General features: G+C 64.5%; 17 protein-coding genes and 1 tRNA gene. 5 read left to right on the forward strand and 13 right to left on the reverse strand.

The window, feature by feature from the left end:
• Nucleotides 1-176 precede the first annotated feature (176 nt).
• Both tnpC and ACYQ0R_RS01820 read right to left on the reverse strand, forming a co-directional pair.
• The gene (gene tnpC, locus ACYQ0R_RS01815) at nucleotides 177-1631 is read right to left on the reverse strand and encodes an IS66 family transposase (protein ID WP_459820641.1); all 1455 of its coding nucleotides are present in this window, start codon (nucleotides 1629-1631) and stop codon (nucleotides 177-179) included.
• Nucleotides 1632-2057: 426 nt separating this feature from the next.
• A complete protein-coding gene (locus ACYQ0R_RS01820; protein WP_459820642.1) occupies nucleotides 2058-2603 on the reverse strand; it encodes an NUDIX hydrolase in 546 nt (181 codons plus the stop codon).
• Between the two features lie 100 nt (nucleotides 2604-2703).
• Here ACYQ0R_RS01820 and ACYQ0R_RS01825 point away from each other — a divergent pair, with 100 nt between their 5' ends.
• The gene (locus ACYQ0R_RS01825; RefSeq protein WP_459820643.1) at nucleotides 2704-3603 is read left to right on the forward strand and encodes an ATP-grasp domain-containing protein; all 900 of its coding nucleotides are present in this window, start codon (nucleotides 2704-2706) and stop codon (nucleotides 3601-3603) included.
• Between the two features lies 1 nt (nucleotide 3604).
• Here the strand turns inward: ACYQ0R_RS01825 and ACYQ0R_RS01830 are convergent, their stop codons facing one another.
• The 6 genes from ACYQ0R_RS01830 to idi form a co-directional block, all read right to left on the reverse strand.
• Entirely contained in the window at nucleotides 3605-4579 is a 975-nt protein-coding gene (locus ACYQ0R_RS01830) for an ATPase (protein WP_459820644.1), read from the reverse strand.
• Complete coding sequence (locus ACYQ0R_RS01835; RefSeq protein WP_459820645.1) at nucleotides 4576-4872, reverse strand: DUF5827 family protein; 297 nt, start codon at nucleotides 4870-4872, stop codon at nucleotides 4576-4578. The genes ACYQ0R_RS01830 and ACYQ0R_RS01835 overlap by 4 nt, the downstream gene beginning before the upstream one ends.
• Nucleotides 4873-4972: 100 nt before the next feature.
• Nucleotides 4973-5572: a superoxide dismutase [Mn] gene (gene sod / locus ACYQ0R_RS01840; RefSeq protein ID WP_459820646.1), complete on the reverse strand. Its 600-nt coding sequence runs from the start codon at nucleotides 5570-5572 to the stop codon at nucleotides 4973-4975.
• Nucleotides 5573-5798: 226 nt separating this feature from the next.
• A tRNA-Ser gene (locus tag ACYQ0R_RS01845) sits at nucleotides 5799-5882 on the reverse strand.
• A gap of 103 nt (nucleotides 5883-5985) precedes the next feature.
• The gene (locus tag ACYQ0R_RS01850) at nucleotides 5986-6741 is read right to left on the reverse strand and encodes a DUF2064 domain-containing protein (protein WP_459820647.1); all 756 of its coding nucleotides are present in this window, start codon (nucleotides 6739-6741) and stop codon (nucleotides 5986-5988) included.
• A 39-nt stretch (nucleotides 6742-6780) separates the two neighbouring features.
• Nucleotides 6781-7383, reverse strand: a complete 603-nt coding sequence (gene idi / locus ACYQ0R_RS01855) for an isopentenyl-diphosphate Delta-isomerase (protein ID WP_459820648.1) — start codon at nucleotides 7381-7383, stop codon at nucleotides 6781-6783.
• 388 nt (nucleotides 7384-7771) lie between these two features.
• On the opposite strand from idi, the gene ACYQ0R_RS01860 reads away from it, so the two are divergent.
• Complete coding sequence (locus tag ACYQ0R_RS01860) at nucleotides 7772-8290, forward strand: hypothetical protein (protein ID WP_459820649.1); 519 nt, start codon at nucleotides 7772-7774, stop codon at nucleotides 8288-8290.
• A 13-nt stretch (nucleotides 8291-8303) separates the two neighbouring features.
• Here the strand turns inward: ACYQ0R_RS01860 and ACYQ0R_RS01865 are convergent, their stop codons facing one another.
• Entirely contained in the window at nucleotides 8304-9125 is an 822-nt protein-coding gene (locus ACYQ0R_RS01865) for a DUF63 family protein (protein ID WP_459820650.1), read from the reverse strand.
• 138 nt (nucleotides 9126-9263) lie between these two features.
• On the opposite strand from ACYQ0R_RS01865, the gene ACYQ0R_RS01870 reads away from it, so the two are divergent.
• Both ACYQ0R_RS01870 and ACYQ0R_RS01875 read left to right on the forward strand, forming a co-directional pair.
• A complete protein-coding gene (locus tag ACYQ0R_RS01870) occupies nucleotides 9264-9875 on the forward strand; it encodes a LysE family translocator (RefSeq protein WP_459820651.1) in 612 nt (203 codons plus the stop codon).
• A gap of 75 nt (nucleotides 9876-9950) precedes the next feature.
• Complete coding sequence (locus ACYQ0R_RS01875) at nucleotides 9951-11042, forward strand: aminopeptidase (RefSeq protein WP_459820652.1); 1092 nt, start codon at nucleotides 9951-9953, stop codon at nucleotides 11040-11042.
• Nucleotides 11043-11120: 78 nt separating this feature from the next.
• Here ACYQ0R_RS01875 and ACYQ0R_RS01880 read toward each other — a convergent pair whose 3' ends face one another.
• From ACYQ0R_RS01880 to ACYQ0R_RS01890, 3 genes are all read right to left on the reverse strand, one after another.
• Nucleotides 11121-11411: a DUF8072 family protein gene (locus ACYQ0R_RS01880; RefSeq protein ID WP_459820653.1), complete on the reverse strand. Its 291-nt coding sequence runs from the start codon at nucleotides 11409-11411 to the stop codon at nucleotides 11121-11123.
• A gap of 53 nt (nucleotides 11412-11464) precedes the next feature.
• Nucleotides 11465-11959 carry a hypothetical protein gene (locus tag ACYQ0R_RS01885; protein ID WP_459820654.1) on the reverse strand — a complete coding sequence of 165 codons (495 nt, stop codon included), beginning with the start codon at nucleotides 11957-11959 and terminating at the stop codon, nucleotides 11465-11467.
• A 117-nt stretch (nucleotides 11960-12076) separates the two neighbouring features.
• On the reverse strand, nucleotides 12077-13147 hold the full coding sequence (locus ACYQ0R_RS01890; protein ID WP_459820655.1) for an NAD(P)/FAD-dependent oxidoreductase: 1071 nt from the start codon (nucleotides 13145-13147) through the stop codon (nucleotides 12077-12079).
• Between the two features lie 148 nt (nucleotides 13148-13295).
• On the opposite strand from ACYQ0R_RS01890, the gene ACYQ0R_RS01895 reads away from it, so the two are divergent.
• Nucleotides 13296-14042, forward strand: coding sequence for a competence/damage-inducible protein A (locus ACYQ0R_RS01895; protein WP_459820656.1), 747 nt, complete (start codon nucleotides 13296-13298; stop codon nucleotides 14040-14042).
• Nucleotides 14043-14090: 48 nt separating this feature from the next.
• On the opposite strand, the gene ACYQ0R_RS01900 is transcribed toward ACYQ0R_RS01895, so the two are convergent.
• The gene (locus tag ACYQ0R_RS01900; RefSeq protein ID WP_459820657.1) at nucleotides 14091-14519 is read right to left on the reverse strand and encodes a thioredoxin family protein; all 429 of its coding nucleotides are present in this window, start codon (nucleotides 14517-14519) and stop codon (nucleotides 14091-14093) included.
• Between the last annotated feature and the right edge of the window lie 99 nt (nucleotides 14520-14618).

Genomic DNA, 14618 nt, shown 5'->3' on the forward strand with positions numbered 1-14618 from the left:
TAGTGATAGCCGATCGGAGATTTGACAATCCGTGGCTTAAAGTGACAGGCAGCCCTATATACAGACAGGAATTAGACCGGAAATAGAGCGATTCCGATCAGTCCTACGATGGCGGCCTGTCCGCCCGTAGTTGGATAGCAAGACAAAGATACACCGCACAGTGATGCCTCTCGTCCTTACCGAAGTTCTCTCCCACCCAGAATTGACTGGAGCTGTTCAGGTGGATCAAGTCCTCGTCGTTTCCACGTCGCCAACATCGTTGTTATTGTCTCGTGAATCTGGACCCCTTCTGCCGAACGCAGGGTCCGAAACATCTTCCGAAGGACTACTTGCTCGCGCAGAGCCCGCTCTGCGCGATTATTCGTTGAATCAACACCCCGTTCGGTCACGAACGTCAGCCAGTGACCCAAGCCATTGCTGATCTTCTTGATCAGCTGCTGAACCTCTTGGGCCTCGTAACCTTCCCTCACCAGGCCCTCCAGGTGTAAGGATGCTTCCGCCCGCTTCTGCTCGCGGGCGGAAGCGGACGGATCTCCTTCGACGAACGTCGTTAGATCGTCGTGGAGTGCGTGCAACTCTTCAGACAGCCGCTCTGCTTCCTCGTACCGTTCAGCGACGTACTCAGCCTCCCGCAACAGGTGCGCCCAGCACCGCTGCAGTTTCGTGTGATAACTCGAATACGCCGACCAGCCGTCACAACTGAGCGTCGAGTCCTCGGCGAATTCCTCGCCGAGGACGTCTTCTAAGACTCCACTTCCTCGGCTTTCATCAACCCAAAACAGCACTTCGTCATCAGTGACGAACGTCCACGCCCAGTGTTGTTCTCCATCGACCGGAAAGCCTGTTTCATCGCAGTAGACGACCTCACTCTCCCGAATCTTCTCTTTGACATCCTCGTAAGCGGGTCGCAGACCGGCTGCGACCCGCTTAGTCAAGTTGTAGATCGTCCGGTGAGAGATCGGAAGGTCGAAGTCCCAGTCAAACAGCTCGGCCTGTTTCCGGTTCGGCAGTCGTTGATGGAACCGACCGAGAGCGGTTTGGGCCATGATATTTGGCCCAAACCGCCCCTTTTCGGGACAGTCAGGATGCTCAGCAACAACCTCGTTACCACAAGAACAGTGGTGTTTGCCGAGCTTGTACTCGGTAACAGTGGTTGGAACAGGAAGCGGTACGTCAATAATAGTCCGTGAAACGTAGCTATCAGGGCTAGAGAGGATTTGCTCACAGTCTGGACAGAATCCCTGATCAACGAGGATCGTCTCTTCTGGTTCAGGTGCTGTTCGAGTTGTTCCCTCGTGACCTTCGCTGCGTCCAGGCGATGAGTCGCTGGCGGCGTCAGAGTCGCCGCCAGCGTCGTCTTCATCAGGTTCTTGGTCTTCGTCCTCGGTTTGGTCGTCATCGCCTGGTGAATTAGCCGCACCACCCTGTCTACTGGGTGGTGTGTTTGGATTTTCGTACTGCTTGAGGCGAGCCTCAAGCTGTTCGATCTTCTGTTGTTGTGCAGTAATCTGGCGTCGCAGCAGCCGGTTCTCAAGCTTCTTGACTACGAGCTGCTGGCGGAGTAGCGAACTGTCGTCGGTGCGGATCACGGAATCTGTCGATTCCGTTGATCCGCGACTCCCCAGCGACACAGTAATTCAGCAGTAGTGAACGATCTATGAGACTGCTACGAAATCGTCTCGACATGGAACTGCTATCCAACTACGTCCGCCCCAAGCAATGAGACAGTAATCGGAACCAGTCGGGTGAACGGTCGGTTCCTACAATGAACCGATGCAGTGTCCGACTGCTGTACGTACCACAGAAAGTAACTCCAAGTCCGTCGAAATCTGCCGGACTCCCCGAGGCACAAACAACTCTGGGAGTCCGAACACGATAGAGGATAGGAGTACCGGGGGCTTGGCACTCCCAGCAGTCCCATCCGCTACAGCCCGTGAACCCCGTACGGATTCCCACCGTACTGGGGTTCGGTGGAACTGTAAACCTGAAATCTCCAACGCTCAGGATTCCTCCGCGTTTACGCGGAGGAGGATGTCAACCGGCCCATCTCGATGGATTCACCGCCGGGTGAGTTCGTACTGCGTCACGGCCGTGACGGTCCGACCGTCCGGCCGCTCGCCGTCGACGACCTCCGCGAGAAGCTGGTCGTACGGAACGACGTCGACCGCGATCGACTCGTTGTGGTCGAGATTCCGATCGGCGGTCGGTTCACATCCCGTGGCGACGAAATGATGATGAACGGCATCGAGCAGTCCGTTCGCCGGCTCGACGCTGATGAGGTGCTCGAAGGCGTCGGCCACGTAGCCGGTCTCCTCGCCGAGTTCGCGAGCGGCCGCGCGCTCGAGGTCGTCCGCGTCGTCTGGCTCGACGGTTCCGGCGGGGAGTCCTCGGTTGAGCCGGCCGACTGCCTGCCGCCACTCGTCGATGACGACCACGTCGCCGGCCGGGGTGAACGGCAACACGACCACGGCGGGCGGCTCCTCGACGTAATGAAACTCCCCGTCCGTGCCGTCAGGGAACCGGACGTCATCGCGCCGAACGTCGAACCCGGGACAGCGGTAGTCGATCTCGGTGCCGGTCGTCTCCCAAACGAGGTCGTCCATACGATCGACTCGCCGCACGGGCGAAAAGGTCTGTCGAGGACGAACCGCCGCCGCGGATGTGGTCCCGTGAGTTTTACTCGATGCATCCCCACTGACGGATATGCTCCGTCTCGCCGTGACGACCGCCGCCGAGACGCTCGACCGCATCCGTGAGCCGCTTGCAGCGCGCGGAATCGAGGCCCGACACCTGCGAGCGAAACAGCGGTCGATCCGCGTCTCAGCGGGCAGTTCCGGGGAAAAGGGCCGCCGATCCGCAGCCTGCACGGACGAGTTCGACGTTGGATTCGTGTATCCCTCGCGGCTCATGGAGGGGGCGACGATCGACGCACGGCTCTCGATCCCGTGGGTGAACGGTCGCGACGCGGTCGTGGTCTCGCGAAACAAAGCTGGCGTTCTCGCGACGCTCGATGTGGCCGGGGTGCCCGTTCCGAAAACCACCATGATATCGAACCCCGTCGACGATGCAGCCGTGACCGACGCCGTCGATGCGTTCTCGTTCCCGGTGGTCGTCAAACCCAACTCGACGACTCGCGGCGTCGGCGTCGCAAAGGCGATGGACCTCGACTCGCTTCTCGGCATCATCGATTATCTGGATCTCGTCCACGACTACCGTGCGACCGGCGACAAGTCGTATCTGATTCAGGAGTTCCTCCCCGATGCACGGGACTATCGAGCCATGGTCGTCGACGGCGAGTACGCAGGAGCGGTTCGCCGGGAGCTGCCGGACGATGCGCTCGCGGAGGGACGATGGAAACACAACGTCCACCGCGGCGCGGACGCCACGGGCGTCGAGCTCGACGACCACGCTCGCGATCTCGCGGAGCGGACTGCCGAGGCGCTCGGCATCGACTATCTCGGCGTCGACCTTCTCGAAACCGACGACCGGATCCTCGTCAACGAGACGAACGCGCGTCCGACCATCGATCACGAAACGAAGTACGTCCCCGACTTCTACGACCGACTCGGGGCACTTATCAAACGGACCGCCGAGGGGCAGTGAGCTACTCGTCCCGGCAGTGCTCCGTGAGCGCCGCATACGCCGGCTCGTACGCGCTCGCGACGCGGTCCGGACCGGAGCGCGTCTCCTCGTCGAGCGCCGGGAGCTCCACGGTCGCAAGCGGCTCGATCATCTCGGTAACGGCGTCGGTGTGCTCCTCCATCGTTCCCTCCCGAGCGCTGCCGGAAACGACGGCTCGCGCTTTTAGGTATCGGTCGCCGGCGTACAGCCGAGCCCGACCAGGCTCGACGACGGCGACCGCGTCAACATGGATCTCGAGTGGTACGGCGACGTCCGCGTACGATTCGACGACGACGGGGACGGCAGCGGCCGTGACGCGCTCGGCGAGGCGCTCGAGTGCGGGAACGTACGTCCTCGCCATCACGTCGTTGAACGATGGAACGTCGGGTACGCGAGTCGCGTCCGCAAGCGGAAGCCTCTCACGCAGTTCAGCGGGGAGCAGTCCCTCGCTCTCGGCAGCCCCGTTGACGACGAACTGCGACCCATCCTGGGTCGTGACCCGGTCACAGAGGAACGTCCTGTCGGCGTCGCCCAGCATGCCGGTTCGTCCGGGTGTCGGTCGCCAGAGACGATGGATCGGATTGATCGACTCGGGCGTGGTGAGCTCCGGCGTCATCGCAGGTACGCCCGCGTCGGGATGTGAACCCTCGGGTCGCGAATCCGCCGAGGCGGCCGGGAGCGGTCGCGTGCTCGCCGCGGCGAGACGGCGAGCGTCCTTCCCGTACAGACGGCCCGTCTCGGTCGCGGCGCGATAGTCGTCGTGGTCGAACCAGTGGTCGTTGCCCGCGCGCGGTTTCACGCCGACCGCGTCGCCGTGACGCTCCGCAAGTCTGGCCAGCAGCCCCACTGAAAACGTCGTCTTTCCCGCATCGACCCGGTCGCCACCGGCGACGAGGAATGTGGGGGTCGCCCGGGGATCGTGACCACGCCCCGGGACCGGTCTCTCGTCCCCGGTCACTCGTCACCGTCGGTCGGATCGGTTGCGTGCGGTGCGACGCCGTAGTAGCCGGGGCCGTCCGTCTCCAGCGGCTCTGCGATCACGAGATCCTCGGCGTTCACCATCACCCACGGCACCGCCCAGTCGACGAGCACCGCCTCGGTGTCGGCGTCGATCTCGGCATCCGGCTCGAGCCCCTGTAGCAGCCGAGCGATCTCCGGGATAGTGTACATCAGGTCGGGGTCGAGAAGCTCCGCTGGCGTGTAAAACTCACAGGGGAACGTCTCCGCGAACGTCGACTTCGGTTCAGGCATGCGCGAGGGTAGACGCGTCGCTCCGTAAACGGTGTCGGTCGGCTTCGGCGAAAAATGCGGGGTTCGACGCGTTCGAGCTGCGGCGGGCGGACGAGTCGGGTTACTCGAACAGCTCGACGGCCTGCTCGTAGCGGTCGGACGGCTCCTCCCAGTCGACGACCTCGAAGAAGTTGTCGACGAACTCGCCACGAGCCGGACCGTAGTCGTGGTAGTAGGAGTGCTCCCAGACGTCCAGCGCGAGGATCGGGTGGCTCCCCCAGAGCGCGCCCTGGTCGTGTTTGTCGACCACGACGTTACGGAGCTGGTTCGAGAAGCTGTCGTACACCAGAAGCGCCCAACCGCTGGCCGCGGAGGCCGCCGCCTCGAACTCGCCTTTCCAGGCGTCGTACGAGCCGAAGTCCTCCTCGATGCGGTCGGCGAGCGCGCCTTCCGGCTCGTCGCCGCCTTCGGGGCTCATGTTCTGCCAGAACAGGTCGTGGAGCACGTGTCCCGAACCGTTGTGCGTCACGTTTCGGAGCGCGCCGCCCGACGAGGAGAAATCTCCCTCCTCGCGGTTCTCGGCGAGCGTCTCCTCGGCCGCGTTCCAGCCGTTCACGTACCCCTGATGGTGGGTGTCGTGATGCCACGTCAGCACCTGCTCGGAGATGTGCGGTTCCAGCGCGTCGTAATCGTACGGAAGCGGATCGAGTTCGTAGCTCATACCTGTATCACCTACACGTTCTATCGGTCGGATCGATGTTAAAGATAATGTGTGTCACGGTGGCATGCGACACCTGACGTGAGCGTTACCGGGTTTCGTGAGACGCGACCGGTTGGCTTGTGGTTCCGGGGCGAAACCGTCGGACGGCGTCGTCATCAGACACACCATGGATGTAACTGCATACAGTTACGGTAATGCGAGCGGCGCGACCTGCGCCGCGCGCTGACGGTGGGACTGGGATTTGAACCCAGGAAGCCGTGAGGCTACCGGTTTTCAAGACCGGCGCAATAGGCCACTCTGCCATCCCACCACAGTTCGACACGTCGGTGCCGTCCGACTAATGGGTGTCGGTCGAGAGCCGAATGAGCCAACGAACCTGCACCGACACCCCTAGCAACGACTCGCGAGCCGTCTCACTCCCGAACGAGCTGCAGCTCGCCGTCCTCGCTCACGACATCGAGTCCGCGCTCGTGTACGAACGTCGCGAGGTGTTCGGGGACGATCCGCTCGGCATCGATCCGCGAACGCAGCTGGGGAACGACGTCGAGAAGGTCGTCGCCGGTTTCGAGCGACGGCTGTGACTCGACGAACTCCACGTCGAGCCCCGCCCCCCGGCCGCGGTCGGCCAGCGTCGACAGCGCCGGCGCGTCGAACGCCCCCTCGAAATCGATCGGCTCCGTGAAGCCGGCGTAGTACGTCCGCCCGCGGGTCGAGGGGCCGAGGACCATCTCGTTGGTCCGTAGCTTCATTGCCGCGGCATCGATGACGGTCCGGGAGAGAAGCGGTGCGGTCGGGGTGACGACGGCGACGGAGTCGGCCCCCTCCTCGCGGAGCAGGTGGGTAACCGTGTTGCCCGCGCGGGCGTCGAACGTCGAGCCAACCTGTCGCTCGAATCGAACGTCTTCCGTGCCGCCGAGCGTGTCGGCGACGAGCGCCCGGAGCGACGCTTCCGGCGACGTGTCGGTACGATGCTCGGCGGGGAGATCCTCCTCGTCGGGATAGTTGACGAGCAGGTCGCCGCCGGAGCGATCGACCGCGCTGACCACGTCCCTGAACAGCGCCTCGTACAGTGCCGCGCTCTCGGCGGACGACAGCGATGTCGACGCCGCGAGTTCGGTCCCAACGAGTCCCTCACGAGGCGGGTCGGCCAGCAACACGACGATAGTCATACGAACGGATGGTCGCGGAACGACCTTCAACCCGTGGTTTTACGCGAAGTCGCGGCGCATCGCGATCTCGAACCACGGACAGAGTCGAAGCTGGCGGTACAGCGCGGGGTTCTCGTGGAGGTGCTCGTAGTCCGCCCATAGCATGCCGCCGATCTCCTCGTCGTCGGGATCGAGCGAAGTGTCCTCGAGAGTGACCTTCAACACGGCACACACCTCCCACTCGACGCCCTCGTTCGGGTAGTAGCGCTTGTACTCGAACCGGTCGGTGAGCGCCACGTCGCCGTACTGGTCGGGCGTGATCCCGAGCTCCTCCTCCAGCCGCTTTTCGGTGGCCGCCTCCTGTGACTGCCCCTCGACGGGGTGGGAGGCGACCGTACCGTCCCAGTGGCCGTCCCACAGGCGTTTCGTGGGGGCTCGCTGTGCGAGGAGAATTCGTCCCTCGGTGTCGAACACGAGACAGGTGAACGCGCGGTGACGGATCCCGTCGCCGGTGTGTGCGTCCAGTCGATTCACCGTTCCCTGGGGGTTGTCGTCGGGATCGACGGCGATGACGTCCTGTAAGGCGTTCTCGTGGTCAGCGTCGGCGTCGTCAGCGCTCCCCGTCGGATCCGTGTCGGGAGCGTCGGCGTCCTCAGTGCTCATGTGACGACTCTCGGTCACGGGGACTAATAAGCTCCCGATACGCCGCCGGGAGCGTGACAGGAGTATACTGACGGATGCGGCGTCCTCGCCGGCGGTTCGACGCCCGCGGGCAGCGAGAACTCGCTTATAACTGGTGCGAGTGCCGACGAGGTCCGAGCCCGGGCGCGACTCCGTTCGTGTCGACTGTTACCACGGGCCATTTAAGGACATTATCTAATATTATCATTATCATTCGTTAACTTTATTAGCGCCGTTTCGCTCTCTCCAGTCGCAATGCCCGTACACGTACTCGCAGTCGATCGGACCATCACCCACGTCGCGGAATCGTCCATGAACGCCGACCCGACACGATTCGGACCCGACCCGAGACCACCAATCCAACGATCCAATGAAGCCTGACACAACGCCGACCCGACACGAGACGACCGACATCGAAACGACCACGACAGATACGACCACTGCCCGAACGAACAGCTACCCGCCCGAAGCGACCTGCGCGAGCGGGAGCGCCCCCGACGCCCCACCACGTCCGTCGGAACGGACGGCCACATCGACGACCGGCTCCGCGCCCGACTCCCTGCTGACGACAGAGCCGACGCGTCCTCCCGCGTCGACCCGGTCTCCCGAGCCGTCGACGGACGACCGACGGACCTCCCAACGTACTCACACCCGACCGACGGATCTCTCGACGGCGCGATCGGAGACCCACCCGGACCCGTGTCAGAGGGACGCCACGAGCGGCGGCGACTCCCCTGACACGCTCGGGACTGACGCGTCGACGCCGAGCACGCCACACGACTCGTGTCGCTCCTCGACGGGCGAGCCGTGTTTTGACGCCGTCCCCATGACCGGAACCGGGATCGGACCCCGACCCGACACGACGACGTTCACGAGCGACGCGAAGTAGCGTTCATCGTCGCTCACGCCGCAACCGAGAACAAAAGCAGGTTGTGTGCGGCGGGACCGAGCCCGACCGCGGCGACGAACCCGAGCAGGAGGTACCCCTCGACGGGCTCCTCACGGACGTACTCCGCGAACAACCAGACGACCCCGCTCGCGACGCCCAACTTGACGAGGAGAAACACCCATCCTTCGCCAACCACCGGAACTGGCGGTACGCCGCCGAGTTCGAGGATGGCACGGGAAAGCGGCGTCCGCTCGCCGAACCCCAGTTGACTCACCCCGACCGCCGTCGAGACGCCATCGAGCGCGTGACCGAACACGGCGAGCGCGCCGACGGCTCCGGTAACGGCGGTCGCCGGGGCCGCCCGCGTGAGCCCGATCCACGTCGCGGCGGCGACCGGCACCGTGAGGAGGAGCGCGACCGTCGACCAGACGACACCCGGCCGGGAGACGCCGTCGAGTGCGGCGATCGCGACGACCGGAACGACGAGGACCGTCCCGACCGTCGCGAGCAGCCACGGCACTCGACCGTCTTCGATCGGTCCCGACTCGACGAGCAGCCACGTCGCTCCGGCGAGCACCGCGACGGTCGCGTACACGGTCGGCGAGCCGGCAAGCGGCGCGAGCGCCGACGGCAGCGTGTCGAGCACGTAGAGAACGTGGAGCACGGAACCGAGCACCATCCACGGCGCGAGCGCGAGCACGTGCCGCTCCGTCACCCGCGGCGGTCGACGACGGAGCGCCGCGACGACGACCCCGATCGCGAGAAGCACGCCGACGAGATACGGGAGGGGAGGAAGCGTCGTTCCGGACGGTAACAGCGGAACGCGTTCGAGCATTGCCGGATGGGAGCGCGCTCGCGGTGAAAGCGTTTCGGGATGTGGCCACGGATACGATCGCTACGTCCGCGCTCGTGGGAGCGGACCGCAGGGTCCGATGCCCGTGGATTTAACCGCTCGCCGGCAGTACCGCGACCGATGACCGTCGCCGCGTCGCTGCTGATCGAGCCTTCTCGATACGCCCTGTTCGTCCTCGCGGCCGTGGCGCTCATCCTGACGCCGGGACCCGACACGCTGTTCGTCCTCGCCCGAGGGCTCGAAACGCGGACGCAGGGTGTTCGAGCGGCGCTCGGCGTCACGCTCGGTATCTTGTTTCACACCGTGCTCGTCACGGTTGGCGTCGCGGCGCTGTACCGCAGCGTGCCCGGTGCCGAGTCGGTCGTCCGAACGGCGGGAGCGATCTACCTCTGTTATCTCGGCGTCAACACGTTGTGGTCGGCCGGCGACGAGGAGACGACGGTCGCTCGCGGCGGCGTCCGCGAGGGGTTCACCGTCAACGCGCTCAACCCGCAGGTGGCGCTGTTCTTCCTCGCGTTCCTTCCCGGATTCGTCCCGCCAAGCGGTGGGAGCGGGACGATCGCGTTTCTCGGAGCGACGTACGCAGGTCTCACAGCGCTGTATCTCGGCGGCGTCGCGGTCGCCGCCGGCGGAGCCGCGACGCTCCTTCAGTCGGAGCGGACCGGGCGAGCGCTCGACCGGATCGCCGGAACGCTGCTCGTCGCGCTCGGCGTGTGGCTGTTCGTCTCCTGACGGCGGGGTGCGTCCCCGGTCGTCGCTCGCCGCCGGTTCCAAAAGCGGTAATTCGACGGGACGAGAGGGATCCGTATGGACGCACGCATCCGAGAGCACGCGGAGATCATCGCTAACCACTCCACCGGCATCGAGGCCGGCGATAACGTCGTCATCCAGCTCCCGAAGGAGGCCGAGGATCTCGCGGTCGCGCTCCACGAGATCTGTGGTGACCGCGGCGCGAACCCCGTCTATCTCAACTACTCGAAATCCGCCGATCGGGCGTTCAAACGGGCCGCCACCGAGTTCGAGGAGCCGAGCCATCGACTCGCCCTCTACGAGGAGACGGACGTGTTCGTCATCGCCCGTGGTGGCGCGAACGTCACCGAGGACGCCGACGTCGCTCCCGAGACGAACGCCGCGTACAACCGCGCGATGGAGGAGGTGAAACGCGAACGACTGTCGAAGACGTGGTGTCTCACCCAGTTCCCGACCGCCGGACACGCCCAGCTCGCGGGAATGAGTACGGAAGCGTACGAGAACTTCGTGTGGGACGCGGTGTCGCTCGACTGGGACGCGCAACGCGAGTTCCAGGCGGAGCTGGTCGAGATCCTCGACGACGCCGACGAGGTCCGGATCCGCTCGGGCGAGGAGACTGACGTAACGATGCGCGTCGCCGGCAACGAGGCGCTCAACGATTACGGCGAGGCGAACCTCCCCGGCGGGGAGGTGTTCACCGCGCCGGTTCGGGACAGCGTCGACGGTGAGGTGTACTTCGACCTGCCGTTGTATCGATACGGACGCGAGATCGAGGGTGCGCGGCTCCGGTTTGAGGAGGGGCGGGTCGTTTCCCACTCGGCCGAACGCAACGAGGAGCTGTTGTCCGGGATCCTCGACACCGACGAGGGGTCGCGATACCTTGGCGAGCTCGGGATCGGGATGAACCGCCAGATCGACCGCTTCACGTACAACATGCTGTTCGACGAGAAGATGGGCGACACCGTCCACATGGCGGTCGGCACCGCTTATCCGGAGACGGTCGGCGAGGAGAACGAGCGCAACGAGTCGGCCGAACACGTCGACATGATCGTCGACATGAGCGAGGACTCCATCATCGAGGTCGACGGTGATGTCGTCCAGCGTGACGGAACGTTCGTGTTCGAGGATGGATTCGAGGACGAACTGTAAACAACTTGCGAGGGCGAGTTCCAGGAGCGTTTGCCCGCCGAGACGCTCACGGCTCCGCTGCCCGCTTCGTCGAAGTCCTCACGCTTCCTCTGCCTGCTCCGCCGAGATGATCGCACCCACCATCGACCAACCCTCCTCGTCGGGGACGGAGCGACCGAGCAGCACGCGCTCGCCGTCCTCCGAGGTGATCAGTCGGTACTCGGCGTCGACGTCGTCGTCGACACGGACTCCCTCCCCGCGGAACTCCCGTTGGAAGAACTCCGTCGAAGAGAACTCGTACACGCCGGTGTCGCCGGAGTCAAGCTCCAGACGGACCGGTCGAGGCTGCACGTTGTGGATCCGCTTCGCGATCGGATGGAGATCGGCCATATCGCCGTTCCGACCGCGGGGGACAAAAGCGTCGTGGGATGTCGGGTCCGGCGTTACGGATCGTCGACGGTGTCGTCTGCACCCTCGCTCGAATCCTCGACGAGCTCGCTCTCGTTGCGACTCGCGTCGTCGACGGCTTCAGTCGCTTCCGGTGACGTTCCATCGGGAGTCTGCGTCCGGGTAGCTCCGTCGGTGTCGAATATCTGCGGCTCGTCCGCCCCGTCGACGCCAGCAAGTCCACGAATAACTTTCGTCGCAAAGTAGTACCCGACACCAAAGTACCCGACGATCATCCCGACCGTGGCCGCCGACAGCGCGAGGTTGGCAGTCACGAGAACTACCAGCATCGCGCCGAACGAGGTACGTTGCAGCTCTTCGACGTAGTGGAGTTCGCGATACGCCTCGACGGTTTCCGGGATCGGGTCGGGGTACTTCGACTCGCCACCATGGAACGCGAGATGCCGAATGTGAACTCGTCCAACCGCATATCCGACGATGCTCGCTGGCATGGTGAACAGAATCAGTGACGGAAACCACTCCGGGATCATGATCGCACCGCTTACGTGTTACACCATGTGTTCAACTGACAAAGACCTTGCTCGTCAACTGACACACGCATTGCTCGTCAACTGACACACGCATTGCTCACCAACGGACGCACACTCTCACGACGGCGGCTGGTCGACGTCCGACTCGGCCTGTGATTCCGACCGTGGGCCCCCCGCGTGCCCGTGGTGAGCGACCGCGGTCGCCATGAGCGACGGCGAGATCGCCGGGACCTCCGCGGAGTCGACGGGGCCGTTCCGGGCGAGCTCCTCGGTCGAGCGGGGGAATTCGCGAAGCGACTTGTGGATCGCGATGCCGGCCTTCGCGCCCTGTCCCATAGCGACCGGTACCTGATTGTGGCCGGGGGTCACGTCGCCGACGGCGAACACGCCGTCGACGCTGGTACGGCCGTGGTCGTCGACGTCGATCTCGCCGTCGGCAGTGAGATCACAGCCTAACCCCTCCGCGAGCGTGGTGTTGTAGTCGGAGCCGTACATCGGGAACCCGCCACGATACTCGCGGCGAGCACCATCCTCGAACTCCAGCGCCTCGAGCCAGCCGGAGTCGGGGTCGTTCGTGACGCCCGCAACCTCCTCGTGGATCACGTCGACGGGATGGGACGCGAGCTGCTCCGCGGTCGCGTCGCTCCACGTCGGCTCCACGCCGCGGGTCAACAGGTCGACATCGTCCGTCAGATTCAGCATGATCATCGCCACGTGGGCGGCCGCCTCCCCGTGACCCATCACGTACACCGGCTCGTCGACGAACATGTACGCGTCACAGTGGAGACACCAGTGGAGTCCCTTCGCGTTTCGCGGCAGGGGTGGATCCGGGCGCTCGTCGGAGAAACCGGTGGCGAGCACGACGTGATCGGCGAGAATATCGATGTCGTTGGTCGACAGACGGAATCGGTCGTCGTCGGTCGCCACCACGTCAGTTACGAATCCGCGTTCGAAGGTGCCGCCGTACGACTGCACCTGCTCGCGCCCCGTCGCGAGGAGCTCGTTTCCGGACACCTCCTCGGTAACGCCGATCACGTTGTGCGTGTCGGCCATCATGGCCGCACGGCCACCGCCCCGGTCGATGAGCACCGTTTCGTGTCCCAGTCGAGCGCCGTACAGTGCGGTGGTGAGTCCTGCCGGCCCACCGCCAACTACCGCGATCTCGTACTCGTCGTCGGTCGCACCCATTATCCGGAACAGGTGCTGCGTCGGTTTAAACGGATCCGTCCGTGCACGGACGGTAACCGCTCGTCCGACGAGCTCCGTTCGCCGACTCTCGGGACCCCCACGGGCGGCGTGGATACGCCTATCAGCGAGCCGTCCCAACGGTGGGTCGATGGACGCCGCACTGATCACGGTCGGGGACGAGCTTCTCGCGGGCGACACGGTGAACACGAACGCAAACTGGTTGGCGTCCCAGCTGGACGACAGGGGGGTCGCCGTGGGACGAATCCTCTCGCTACCGGACGACCGGGAGCTCATCGCCAGCCACGTCACGGAGTACGGTGCCGCGTTCGATGCCGTGATCGTCACCGGCGGGATCGGCGGTACGCCGGACGACGTGACGATGGAGGCGGTCGCCGACGCGTTCGACCGCGCGATGGTCGCGACGGAGCTGACACGGAACCACGTCGAGCACCGGCTCGCACGGATCCGCGAGCGAGTTCCGAATCATGCCGGTGACCTGGAGATCGACGTCGACGCCGAGGCGGCTATCCCGGCGGGTGCTAGACCGCTTCTCAACGACGCCGGGCTCGCACCGGGCTGTGAGATCGACGGAGTGTACGTCATGCCGGGTATTCCGGACGAGCTGAAGGCGATGTTCGGGAATGTCGCCGAGGAGTTCGTCGGCGACCGACGGTCACGGTTTCTCTACACCGTCGAGCCCGAGGCCGATATCGTTCCCGCGCTCGCGGAGGCGGGCGATCGCTTCGACGTATCCGTCGGTTGTTATCCTGATCGATCGGAGAAGCACAACCGACTGAAGCTGACAGGGGTCGAGACTGACGCGCTGGATGCGGCCGTCGAGTGGCTCAAAGACGCTACCGACGCGAGCGAGACACCCGTCTCCCGAAACTGGTGAGGAGTCGGCTATTCGGCGGTTGACTCCGCTGCGAATGCCCGGAGGTGCTCACGCGTACCGGCCGATGAGCGCCTGAAGCGTCGCTTTGTCCTGTACGCCGCTCGTTCGCTCCACCGCCTCGCCGTCCGCGTACAGGACCAGCGTCGGAACGCCGCGAACGCCCAACTGCTGAGCGAGTCCCGGATGTGCGTCGACGTCGACTTTCGCGACCGCGGCGTCGCTTTCGGCCGCAAGCTCCTCGATCGTCGGCTCGAGCATCTGGCAGGGACCACACCAGTCGGCGTAGCAGTCGACGAGCACGACCGAGTGCGTCTCGACGACCCGGTTAAGATGGTCCCGTCCCTCGATATGGATCGGTTCGGTCGGCGTGCCGGGTTCCGAAGCGTCCGCCGACTCGGTACCGTTTTCGAGCTGCTGACGGAGCTCCCGTTTCTTTCGTTCTCGGATCCGCTGCCGCTCGTCATCCGTGGCGGTCATGGACGTTACTACGCACCGATAGCAAATAATAGTTGTGCATGCGAACCGCAATTCTACTTGGTTATACGTTGCACACCGTCGGAGACATGGGTAGAACTG

It is taken from the genome of Halorubrum luteum (assembly GCF_054652935.1).

Excerpts from the sequence above, each read along its gene's own strand:
- ACYQ0R_RS01820 (WP_459820642.1), bottom strand. The coding sequence starts at position 2,603 with ATGGACGACCTCGTTTGGGAGACGACCGGCACCGAGATCGACTACCGC.
- ACYQ0R_RS01865 (WP_459820650.1), bottom strand. The coding sequence starts at position 9,125 with ATGCTCGAACGCGTTCCGCTGTTACCGTCCGGAACGACGCTTCCTCCC.
- ACYQ0R_RS01860 (WP_459820649.1), top strand. The coding sequence starts at position 7,772 with ATGAAGCCTGACACAACGCCGACCCGACACGAGACGACCGACATCGAA.
- ACYQ0R_RS01880 (WP_459820653.1), bottom strand. The coding sequence starts at position 11,411 with ATGGCCGATCTCCATCCGATCGCGAAGCGGATCCACAACGTGCAGCCT.
- ACYQ0R_RS01870 (WP_459820651.1), top strand. The coding sequence starts at position 9,264 with ATGACCGTCGCCGCGTCGCTGCTGATCGAGCCTTCTCGATACGCCCTG.
- ACYQ0R_RS01900 (WP_459820657.1), bottom strand. The coding sequence starts at position 14,519 with ATGACCGCCACGGATGACGAGCGGCAGCGGATCCGAGAACGAAAGAAA.
- ACYQ0R_RS01885 (WP_459820654.1), bottom strand. The coding sequence starts at position 11,959 with ATGATCCCGGAGTGGTTTCCGTCACTGATTCTGTTCACCATGCCAGCG.
- idi (WP_459820648.1), bottom strand. The coding sequence starts at position 7,383 with ATGAGCACTGAGGACGCCGACGCTCCCGACACGGATCCGACGGGGAGC.
- ACYQ0R_RS01835 (WP_459820645.1), bottom strand. The coding sequence starts at position 4,872 with ATGCCTGAACCGAAGTCGACGTTCGCGGAGACGTTCCCCTGTGAGTTT.
- ACYQ0R_RS01850 (WP_459820647.1), bottom strand. The coding sequence starts at position 6,741 with ATGACTATCGTCGTGTTGCTGGCCGACCCGCCTCGTGAGGGACTCGTT.
- ACYQ0R_RS01890 (WP_459820655.1), bottom strand. The coding sequence starts at position 13,147 with ATGGGTGCGACCGACGACGAGTACGAGATCGCGGTAGTTGGCGGTGGG.
- ACYQ0R_RS01825 (WP_459820643.1), top strand. The coding sequence starts at position 2,704 with ATGCTCCGTCTCGCCGTGACGACCGCCGCCGAGACGCTCGACCGCATC.
- sod (WP_459820646.1), bottom strand. The coding sequence starts at position 5,572 with ATGAGCTACGAACTCGATCCGCTTCCGTACGATTACGACGCGCTGGAA.
- ACYQ0R_RS01875 (WP_459820652.1), top strand. The coding sequence starts at position 9,951 with ATGGACGCACGCATCCGAGAGCACGCGGAGATCATCGCTAACCACTCC.
- ACYQ0R_RS01895 (WP_459820656.1), top strand. The coding sequence starts at position 13,296 with ATGGACGCCGCACTGATCACGGTCGGGGACGAGCTTCTCGCGGGCGAC.